Here is a 9,404-nt window from a genome sequence, read left to right as displayed (position 1 = left end):
CGGCGCGCGAGCGCCGGACCCGCGCGAGGCCAAAGCGGAGTGTCCGTGCGGCAAAGGTCCGATCAGATCTGGACCATTTCGAAGTCTTCCTTGCGGGCGCCGCATTCAGGACACGTCCAGTTGATCGGAACGTCTTCCCAGCGCGTGCCCGGGGCAATGCCCTCGTCCGGCAGCCCGGCTTCTTCGTCGTAAATCCAGCCACAAATCAGGCACATCCAGCTCTTGTATTCCATCTTAAGCCGCGTCGGGAAAGTCGGTAAATTCGGGAGCCATGATGGTACCGTGTCGGGGCCGGACTGCCTAGCAATCGCGCTGGAGTGCAGCGACTACGTTGTGCTGCGCTAAAAAATCCGTCGTATCGATCGGATTCCGCCGCATAATGGGCGCACAGTGCGGCCTGCCGGGCAACACGGGGCCCGACGGCCCGTCGCCTGCTGCCGCCGCACCTCCGTCGCTTCCCCGTATTTTTCTTGCCCTTTTTTCCATGTCCAGCAACGCCCCTCCGATCGTCCTCACCTTCGGCCTGTCCGATCCCACCGGCGGCTCCGGCCTCCAAGCCGATCTGATGACCCTGGCGAGCATGGGCTGCCACGGCGTGTCCGTCCTCACCGGCTATACCGTGCGCGACTCGGCTGCCTGCGATGAAGTGACCGGCCTCGATCCCGACGTCGTCGCCGCGCAGGCGCGCATGCTGCTCGAGGACATGCCGGTCGCCGCGTTCAAGATCGGCGCGGCGACGCGCGCGGAAGTCGTCAGCGCGATCGCCGAAGTGGTCGCCGACTACGACGGCGTGCCGCTGGTGCTCGCGCCGGACTTCACGCTCGACGACGAGCACGTGCTCGCCGCCGACGATCTGCGTGAGTCGATCGCCGATCTGCTCGCGCCGCAGACGACGCTGCTCGTCGCCGATCACGCGACGCTGATCGCGCTCGCGCAGCCGGACGGCGATGCGGAAGCGCCGAATCTGGATGCGGCCGTGTCGCATCTGCTGTCGCAGGGCTGCGAATACATCCTGTCGTCGGAAACGGGCTCGCACCGGCTCGTGAACACGCTGTACGGCGAGGAAGGCCAGCTGCGCGAAGACATGTGGGATCGCTCGCCGCACCGGCTGATGGGGATCACCGACACGCTCGGCGCGGCGATCGCGGCGCTGCTCGCGAACGGCCAGGAGCCGCCCGAGGCCGTGCGCGAGGCGCAGGAATATCTGTATCAGGCGGTACGCGACGCGTTCCGGCCCGGGATGGGCGCGCATCTGCCCGACCGCTTCTTCTGGGCGCGCAGCAACGAGGACGCCGATGCGCCGCCGGCCGCCGCGGTCGAACCGCTGCCGCGGACGTCCCATCGGCATTGAGTCGGCGCGCGGCCTTCGGATCGCGCCGATTCGCCCGCCGGCCGTCCCCTTCGCGCCGCGCGCAGATAAAAAAAGACCCGCATCGCTGCGGGTCTTTTTATTTGGCTGGAGCACGCATCGCTGCGCGCTCCGGACTTCATCGACCGAAGTCGATTACATGTCCATGCCCATGCCGCCCATGCCGCCCGGCATGCCGCCCGGCATCGGTGCATCTTCCTTCGGCAGTTCTGCGACGGCTGCGTCCGTCGTCAGCAGCAGGCCGGCAACCGAAGCTGCGTTCTGCAGTGCGGTGCGCGTGACCTTGGTCGGGTCGACGACGCCGGCTTCAACCATGTCGACGTACTCGCCCGTCGCTGCGTTGTAGCCGTAGTTGCCCTTGCCTGCAGCAACGGCCGCCACGACGACGCTCGCTTCTTCGCCACCGTTCGTGACGATCTGACGCAGCGGCTCTTCCATTGCGCGCAGCACGATCTTGATGCCGGCGTTCTGGTCTGCGTTCGCGCCCGTCAGCGATGCGATCGCGGTGCGTGCACGGATCAGCGCAACGCCGCCGCCCGGGACGATGCCTTCTTCAACGGCAGCGCGGGTTGCGTGCAGCGCGTCTTCGACACGTGCCTTCTTTTCCTTCATTTCGACTTCGGTCGCAGCACCGACCTTGATCACTGCCACGCCGCCGGCGAGCTTCGCCACGCGCTCTTGCAGCTTCTCGCGATCGTAGTCCGACGTCGCTTCTTCGATCTGCGTGCGGATCTGCTTGACGCGCGCTTCGATGTTCGCCGCTTCGCCTGCGCCGTCGATGATCGTCGTGTTTTCCTTGCCCACTTCGATGCGCTTCGCCTGGCCCAGTTCTGCCAGCGTTGCCTTCTCGAGCGTCAGGCCGGTTTCTTCCGCGATGACCTGGCCGCCGGTCAGGATCGCGATGTCTTCCAGCATCGCCTTGCGACGATCGCCGAAGCCCGGCGCCTTGACCGCAACGGTCTTCAGGATGCCGCGGATGTTGTTGACGACCAGCGTAGCCAGCGCTTCGCCTTCGACGTCTTCAGCGATGATCAGCAGCGGACGGCCTGCCTTCGCGACTTGTTCGAGCACCGGCAGCAGATCGCGGATGTTCGAGACCTTCTTGTCGTGCAGCAGCACGAACGGGTTCTCGAGGACGGCGACTTGCTTGTCCGGGTTGTTGATGAAGTACGGCGACAGGTAGCCGCGGTCGAACTGCATGCCTTCGACGACGTCGAGCTCGTCGGCGAGCGACTTGCCGTCTTCGACGGTGATCACGCCTTCCTTGCCGACCTTGTCCATCGCTTCAGCGATGCGATCGCCGATCGACGAATCGCTGTTCGCCGAGATCGCGCCGACTTGCGCGATTTCCTTGTTCGTCGTGCACGGCTTGCTGATCTTCTTCAGCTCTTCGACGGCAGCTGCAACGGCCTTGTCGATACCGCGCTTCAGGTCCATCGGGTTCATGCCCGATGCGACGTACTTCATGCCTTCGCGGACGATCGATTGCGCGAGGACGGTTGCCGTCGTCGTGCCGTCGCCTGCGTTGTCGCTGGTCTTGGAAGCAACTTCCTTGACCATTTGCGCGCCCATGTTCTGGAGCTTGTCCTTCAGCTCGATTTCCTTCGCGACCGACACACCGTCCTTCGTGACCGTCGGGCCGCCGAAGCTGCGCTCGAGCACGACGTTGCGGCCCTTCGGACCGAGCGTGACCTTCACTGCGTTGGCGAGAATGTTCACGCCTTCGACCATCTTCGCACGGGCCGAATCGCCGAATACGACGTCTTTAGCTGCCATCTTCTAACTCCTTGAATTCTTGGGAATATGTACCGTTGTGGACGCTTACTTCGCGTTGACCACGGCCATGATGTCTTCTTCGCGCATGACCAGCAGCTCCTGGCCGTCGACCTTGACGGTCTGGCCCGCGTACTTGCCGAACAGCACGCGATCGCCGACCTTCACGTCGAGTGCGATCGGGGCGCCCTTGTCGTCGCGCTTGCCCGGGCCGACGGCCAGGACTTCGCCTTGATCCGGCTTCTCAGCAGCTGCGTCGGGGATCACGATGCCCGAGGCAGTCTTGGTTTCCTGATCCAGGCGCTTGACGATCACGCGATCGTGCAAAGGACGAAGGTTCATATTCACTCCTCTCTTGACTGAGATTGAAGAACGCTTAGGGAACCTGCCCGGCCAGAGGCCCGGCAGAGAATTGTTAGCACTCTCGTGCAGCGAGTGCTAATTATATGGACGGGTTTTGACAAATTCAAGAAGAGATACCGGGGCTTTTTTTGCGCCGCGCGGGGCGCGCGGGAAGGCAGGAAAATGCAGAAAAATCCTTTTGAAACAACGGGATGGAGATTCGATGCGAAACCGGCGGCCGCCCGTGTTAGGGGATTCCCCGATCATCGTTCCCCGATTGGACAGCAGGACCGCGGCGAGTTCCGCACTATTTCGCGTACGTTGAAAAAAGTGCGTCGGCCCTGCCGGCGGGACGCGACCGGCTGGCGTCGGCGTCACGCTTCCGGGCAGCCCTCGAGCGGCCGGAACGTCCGGCCGTCGGTCTCGACCGTCGCGCCCAGCAGCCGCGCGAGGCCTTTCGCGCCGTCGCGCATCACGACATCGTGATTCCATGTGAACAGCGGCCGCGCGATCGGTTCCAGCCACTTCATCCAGCGCGCGTGCGTGCGGATGTGCCAGTCGTAGCGGACGACCGTGCGCGCGCCGTCGGCGACGAACGACCAGCGGCCGTCGCCTTCGATCGCACCGCTCGCGCGGCCTTCCAGCACGTGCGGCGGCTCGACGCGCCGCACGCGCATGTCGAACGTCAGCCGGTACGGCAGCGCGCCTTTCCATGTATAGCGGTGCAGCGCCCCGACGCCGCGCGCGTCGCCGGCCTCCAGTTCCGCGGTCCGCACGGCGCCCTTCCACCAGTCGGGCCAGCGGTCGACCTGGTAGATCGCATCCCAGACGGCCATCAGCGGCGCGTCCACGTGCCACGTCGTCGAAAACCGGTATTCCGCCATGCAGCCTCCGGCGCGCCGTCGCGCAGCGTCGAATCAGGATCAGGGCGCGAAAAAACGCTCGGGGAACGCGACGTCGAGCTCGATGTCGTCGAGCGTCACCGTTTCGAGCGGCTCGCCGTCGTCGTCCGCGAAGCTGACGACCTTGCGCGGAAATCCGTCCTCGGTATCCAGCCACAATCGGTAGCGATGGACGCCGTCCACCGCCTGCGCCGGCGCGCCCGTCACCGATACGCGCAACGTCGTGCGGCCGCCGACCGCCTCCTCGCCTTCGCTCACCGTCGCCCCGCCCTGCTGCAGCGCGTGCACGTTGCGCAGCAGCTGGCCGACGTCCGACCGGTCGACGCGATGGCCGCTACGGTCGCGCACCATCGGATTGTCGGGCGACAGCGTCAGCGCCGGCGGCATATGCACGCCGAACGGACGCAGCCGAACCTTGCCGTCGTCAGGATCGTACGCGAGCACCGCGCCGTGGTGCGGCGACACGAAGTCCATCCGGACGAAGCCCGGTTTCAGATAGGCATAGCGGATTTCGGTGTGCTCGCCGCTTCTCGCGGTCGAACGGATCGTCGCGCGGTACGAGTGCACGTGGTCGAACTGCGACTGCGCAACGGTCACGGGATCGGCTGTCATGCTCGCTCCTATCAGGCTCGCGGCCAGCAACGCGGCGATCACGGCGCCGCCTCGACGTCCAGGACGCCTTCCATGCCGCGCGCGCGATGGCTGCCGAACAACGGCAACCGGTGCGTGCAATAGTAGGCAAAGCGGCCCGGTTGCGTCGGCGTGAAGCGGAAGGTGCGCGGCGTCGTGGCGAGTTCGGTGCGCACGTCGATGCCGGCCTGCGGCGCATCGATCCGGAAACTGTGCGGCACGATCCCCGGCTCCGCCGACACCGTCAGCTCGACGGGCGCCCGCGCCGTCACGATCACGTGGCTCGGCCGGAAGAAATAACTGCCGCCGACGATCGTCACGCGCTGTACGCCGTCCGGATCGACCGGCACGCGCACCGGGGCATCGTCGTCCGCGTAGGCAAATCCGGTGCCTGCTGCGAGCACAACCAGCCCTGCCCATACCGCCGCCATCGCTTTCATCGTTCGCTCCGTGCGGACGCGCGTCAGCCGCTCCACGCGCCGACCGGTCCGCCGAGTGCGCCGCACGCCTCGATCGCGAGTTCGCGAACGCGCCGTTCGTCGCCACCGCCCGACAGCGCATAACCCATGCCGCGATCCGACCAGAAATACGTGTAGCGCCCGTCGGCCGACAACGGCTGCGGCGCCACGCGTCGCGCGTCGTAGGCGGTCATGTAGAGCGTCACGCGGTCGCCGTCCGCGCGCTGGTACATCAGTTGTGCGGCCGGCCCTGCGTCGCCGGGCAGCAGACGGCCGCCGAGCAGCGCGTAACCGTATTCGCCGAGCGACGGCGCACGCACCGGCCGCCCGAGCCGCGCGGACAGCCACGCGGCCAGACGGTCCGGGTCGCGCGCATCGACTTCCACCGGATGGTCGCGGTCTGCCGCATAGACAGCGTACGCCGCATCGGCGCGCGTAGCGAATTCCGGAGCGGTACGCAGTGCGGTCCAGCCCGCGTGCAGCGCGATGCCGATCAGCAGCCCTGCCGCGAGCCCCGCGAGCGCGTAGGCGAATCGGGGCCGGCGCCATGCGCGGCGCTGCACGAACAGCGCCGACGTGGCGGGCGGCAGCGGAAACAACGCGTGCAGGGCATCGCGCTGGGCGCGGTAATGCGCGAACCGGTCCGCTTCGCGCGGATCCGACTGCAGACGTTCGAGTACCTCGCGGCGTTCGTGCGCGGACAGCTCGCCGTCGAGCAGCGCCGACAACAGCTGCGCCGACGCTTCGTCGTCCCGATCGTCCGAAGGTGTACGCGACTCGTCCATCATGTCTTCCCGATCACCCGTAACGCGGCCGTGCCATGCGTGGCCGGTTCGCCGGACAGCAGCGCCCGCATCTGCTCTCTCGCGCGCGACAGCCGCGACATCACCGTGCCGACCGGCACGCCGAGCACCTGCGCGGCATCGCGGTAGCTCAGCTCTTCGAGCGCGACCAGCAGCAGCACCTCGCGCTGCTCGACGGGCAGCCGGTACAGCGCGCGCTGCACGTCGCGCAGCATCAGGCCGCCCACGTCGCCGGGCGGTGCGGCGAGCGTCTGCCATGGCGCCGTCGCGTCGTCGACGGCCACTTCATGCCGCGCGCGCACCTGATCGATGAAGCGGTGACGCAGCAGCGTCAGCAGCCACGCGCGCAGATTGCCGGCATCGCGCGGCGGCCGGTTCAGCGCGCGCTCGAGCGTATCCTGCACGAGATCGTCCGCCCAGGCCCGATCACCCGTCAGCGCGCGTGCATACCGCGTCAGATGCGGCAGCCACACCAGCAGGTCCGATTCGTAGCTCATGCGACGATCCCGCGCGCGGCACGGCCGTCAGGGATGCGCGACGTGCCAGACGCCGCCGACGCCGTCGCCGCCCGCATCGCCGGCCTTGCGATCCATCTTCCAGCGATACAGCGGACGACCGTTGTACGCCCATTGCATCTTGCCGTCGTCGCGCGCGACGACGCTCAGTGCGCCCGACGGCTTGTCGTACGCATCGGCGAGCGCCGGCGGCCAGTTGGCCGCGCACGTGCCCGTGCACGCGCTCTTGCCCGGTGCGTCGCGGTCGAACACGTAGAGCGTCATGTGCTCGTCGTCGACCAGCTTCCCGTCGCCGACCTGCGGCGGTTCCGCGGCCGCCGGCCGCGCGATCGCAGCCGTCAGCGCGACGGCGAACAACATCGTTTTCATTCCCGTTCTCCTTGGCGTCGCGATGCGACATCGCATGCGTTCACGGGGCGCCGACTGCATCGCGATCATGATGCGCCGCGCGAGCGAGTCGCGTCCCGGTACGTAAACGAACGGGCCTGGCAGGTTATTCCATGCGGTCTTGCAATCTTCCATCGCGCAATCTCGCGATCGTGCCGATGCTCGATGTGACTGCGATGGGTCGGCGCACGAATGCGCGACACCAAACAAAACGCGGCATGACGTTACCGTCATGCCGCGCCCTACGACCGGATGCGCAGCGGACAATGCCGCCGCGCGTACTGCTCCGGCGTTACTTCGACAGCGCGCCGCTCAGCGACTGGATCAGCGACGACACCGGTGCCAGCGGATTGTTCGCCACGCTCGTGCCGTTCGAGTGCGTCGAGACCGACAGGCCCGGCGCCGCGCCGAGCGTCGTGCCGACCGCGTTGACGACCGTGGCGGCCGCGTTACCGCCGGCCGTCAGCAGTCCACCGACTGCACCGGTCGTGCTGCCTGCCGCACTCGCGCCCGAGCCGAGCACGCTGCCGCCGGCAGCGGCACCGGAGCCGAGCAGGCTGCCGCCCGCCGCCGCGCCCGAACCGGCCACGCCCGACAGTGCGCTGCCCGCCTGGCCGATCGCCGACGAACCGCTCGCGGCTGCACCGGTCAGCGTGCCCACCGTCTGCGACAGCGATGCGCCGGCGTTGCCGAGCACGCCCGTCACCGAACCGAGCGCACCGGTCACTGCACCGCCCGCGTTGCCGCCGCCCGTCAGGCCGCTCACGAGATTCGTGATCGGCGCGATCGGGCTGTTGCCGCCGCCTGCTGCGCCGGACAGCGTCCCGACGACCTGGTTGACGACGCCCTGCACCGGAGCGAGCGGACCTGCGCCGCCGCCGAGGTTGCCCAGTGCGCCCGTTACCGAGCTCACTGCGCCGCCGAGCGCGCCCGTGGCCGAGCTCAGCGCGCCGCTGAGCGCGCCGGTCGGGTTGGCATTGCCGAGCGTGCCGACGACCTGCGTGACGACGCCCTGCACCGGCGCGAGCGGGTTCGTGCCGCCCAGATTGCCGAGTGCGCCCGTCACCGAGCCCAGTGCACCGGTCACTGCGCCGGCCGGGTTGCCGCCGCCCGTCAGACCGCTCACGAGATTCGTGATCGGCGTGATCGGGCTGCCGCCGCCCGCCGCACCGGACAACGTGCCGACGACCTGATTGACGACACCCTGCACTGGCGCGAGCGGACCCGCGCCGCCGCCGAGGTTACCCAGCGTGCCGGTGAGCGTGTTCACCGCATTGCCGAGCACTGCAGCCGGATCGCTGCCGCCGAGCGTGCCGGCGAGCTGCGTCACCGCGCCCTGCACCGGGGCGAGCGGACCGGAACCGCCACTCAGGTCGCCGAGGCCGGCCGTGATCGTGTTCACGGCGTTGCTCAGCGCGCCGGTCGGGTTGCCGCTGCCGAGCGTGCTCGTAACAGCGCCGACGGCGCCTTGGGCCGTGTTGACGACGCCGGTCAGTGCGCCGGTCGGGTTTGTGCCGCCGAGTGCGCCGGTGACCGAGTTCACCGCGCCCTGTGCCGTGGTCACGACACCGTTCAGCGCGCCGGTCGGGTTGTTGCCGCCCAGTGCGCCGGTCAGCGTGCCGATCACGCCGTTCAGTGCACCCGTCGGGTTGCTGCCGCCCAGTGCGCCCGTCACGGAGTTCACCGCGCCCTGCGCCGTGGTGACGACACCGTTCAGGGCGCCCGTCGGATTGTTGCCGCCCAGTGCGCCGGTCACCGTGCCGATCACGCCGTTCAGTGCACCCGTCGGGTTGCTGCCGCCCAGTGCGCCCGTGACCGAGTTCACCGCACCTTGCGCCGTGGTCACGACACCGTTCAGGGCGCCGGTCGGGTTCGTGCCGCCCAGCGCGCCGGTCACGGAGTTCACCGCACCCTGTGCCGTCGTCACGACGCCGTTCAGCGCGCCAGTCGGGTTCGTGCCGCCAAGTGCTGCCGTGATCGAATTCACCGCGCCTTGTGCCGTCGTGACGACGCCGTTCAGTACGCCCGTCGGATTGGCTCCGCCCAGCGCGCCCGTCACCTTGTCGACCACACCACTCAGCGCTCCGCCCGGATTCGTGCCGCCGAGCGCCCCCGTGACCGAATTCACTGCGCCTTGTGCCGTCGTGACGACACCGTTCAGTGCGCCAGCCGGATTGGCTCCGCCGAGCGCGCCCGTCACCTTATCGACCACACCGCTCAGCGCA

General features: G+C 68.1%; 11 protein-coding genes. 1 reads left to right on the top strand and 10 read right to left on the bottom strand.

Features of this window, described 5'->3' with window-relative positions:
* Window positions 1–62: 62 nt before the first annotated feature.
* Window positions 63–233, bottom strand: coding sequence for a rubredoxin (locus HMPREF3115_RS16695; protein ID WP_006400971.1), 171 nt, complete (start codon window positions 231–233; stop codon window positions 63–65).
* A gap of 251 nt (window positions 234–484) precedes the next feature.
* On the opposite strand from HMPREF3115_RS16695, the gene HMPREF3115_RS16690 reads away from it, so the two are divergent.
* Window positions 485–1,351 carry a bifunctional hydroxymethylpyrimidine kinase/phosphomethylpyrimidine kinase gene (locus HMPREF3115_RS16690; RefSeq protein WP_070555238.1) on the top strand — a complete coding sequence of 289 codons (867 nt, stop codon included), beginning with the start codon at window positions 485–487 and terminating at the stop codon, window positions 1,349–1,351.
* A gap of 153 nt (window positions 1,352–1,504) precedes the next feature.
* On the opposite strand, the gene groL is transcribed toward HMPREF3115_RS16690, so the two are convergent.
* From groL to HMPREF3115_RS16645, 9 genes are all read right to left on the bottom strand, one after another.
* A complete protein-coding gene (gene groL, locus HMPREF3115_RS16685; RefSeq protein WP_006400973.1) occupies window positions 1,505–3,145 on the bottom strand; it encodes a chaperonin GroEL in 1,641 nt (546 codons plus the stop codon).
* A 45-nt stretch (window positions 3,146–3,190) separates the two neighbouring features.
* Window positions 3,191–3,484 (bottom strand): co-chaperone GroES, encoded by a 294-nt coding sequence (gene groES, locus HMPREF3115_RS16680; RefSeq protein ID WP_006400974.1) that lies wholly within the window; start codon window positions 3,482–3,484, stop codon window positions 3,191–3,193.
* A gap of 374 nt (window positions 3,485–3,858) precedes the next feature.
* A complete protein-coding gene (locus tag HMPREF3115_RS16675; protein WP_070555235.1) occupies window positions 3,859–4,368 on the bottom strand; it encodes an SRPBCC family protein in 510 nt (169 codons plus the stop codon).
* Between the two features lie 39 nt (window positions 4,369–4,407).
* A complete protein-coding gene (locus HMPREF3115_RS16670) occupies window positions 4,408–4,998 on the bottom strand; it encodes a LolA family protein (RefSeq protein WP_080559112.1) in 591 nt (196 codons plus the stop codon).
* Between the two features lie 38 nt (window positions 4,999–5,036).
* Window positions 5,037–5,456, bottom strand: a complete 420-nt coding sequence (locus HMPREF3115_RS16665; protein ID WP_053297569.1) for a cupredoxin domain-containing protein — start codon at window positions 5,454–5,456, stop codon at window positions 5,037–5,039.
* A 23-nt stretch (window positions 5,457–5,479) separates the two neighbouring features.
* Window positions 5,480–6,259: an anti-sigma factor family protein gene (locus tag HMPREF3115_RS16660; RefSeq protein ID WP_083302232.1), complete on the bottom strand. Its 780-nt coding sequence runs from the start codon at window positions 6,257–6,259 to the stop codon at window positions 5,480–5,482.
* The gene (locus tag HMPREF3115_RS16655) at window positions 6,259–6,774 is read right to left on the bottom strand and encodes a sigma-70 family RNA polymerase sigma factor (RefSeq protein ID WP_070555229.1); all 516 of its coding nucleotides are present in this window, start codon (window positions 6,772–6,774) and stop codon (window positions 6,259–6,261) included. The genes HMPREF3115_RS16660 and HMPREF3115_RS16655 overlap by 1 nt, the downstream gene beginning before the upstream one ends.
* Before the next feature lie 27 nt (window positions 6,775–6,801).
* Window positions 6,802–7,161 (bottom strand): COG4315 family predicted lipoprotein, encoded by a 360-nt coding sequence (locus tag HMPREF3115_RS16650; RefSeq protein WP_006406359.1) that lies wholly within the window; start codon window positions 7,159–7,161, stop codon window positions 6,802–6,804.
* Window positions 7,162–7,471: 310 nt separating this feature from the next.
* On the bottom strand, window positions 7,472–9,404 hold a 1,933-nt coding region (locus HMPREF3115_RS16645; RefSeq protein ID WP_371089499.1), incomplete at its 5' end, for a beta strand repeat-containing protein.

Source organism: Burkholderia sp. HMSC10F09 (genome assembly GCF_001806955.1).
Lineage (GTDB): Bacteria > Pseudomonadota > Gammaproteobacteria > Burkholderiales > Burkholderiaceae > Burkholderia > Burkholderia multivorans.
This window is presented reverse-complemented; position numbering and strand designations above follow the sequence as displayed.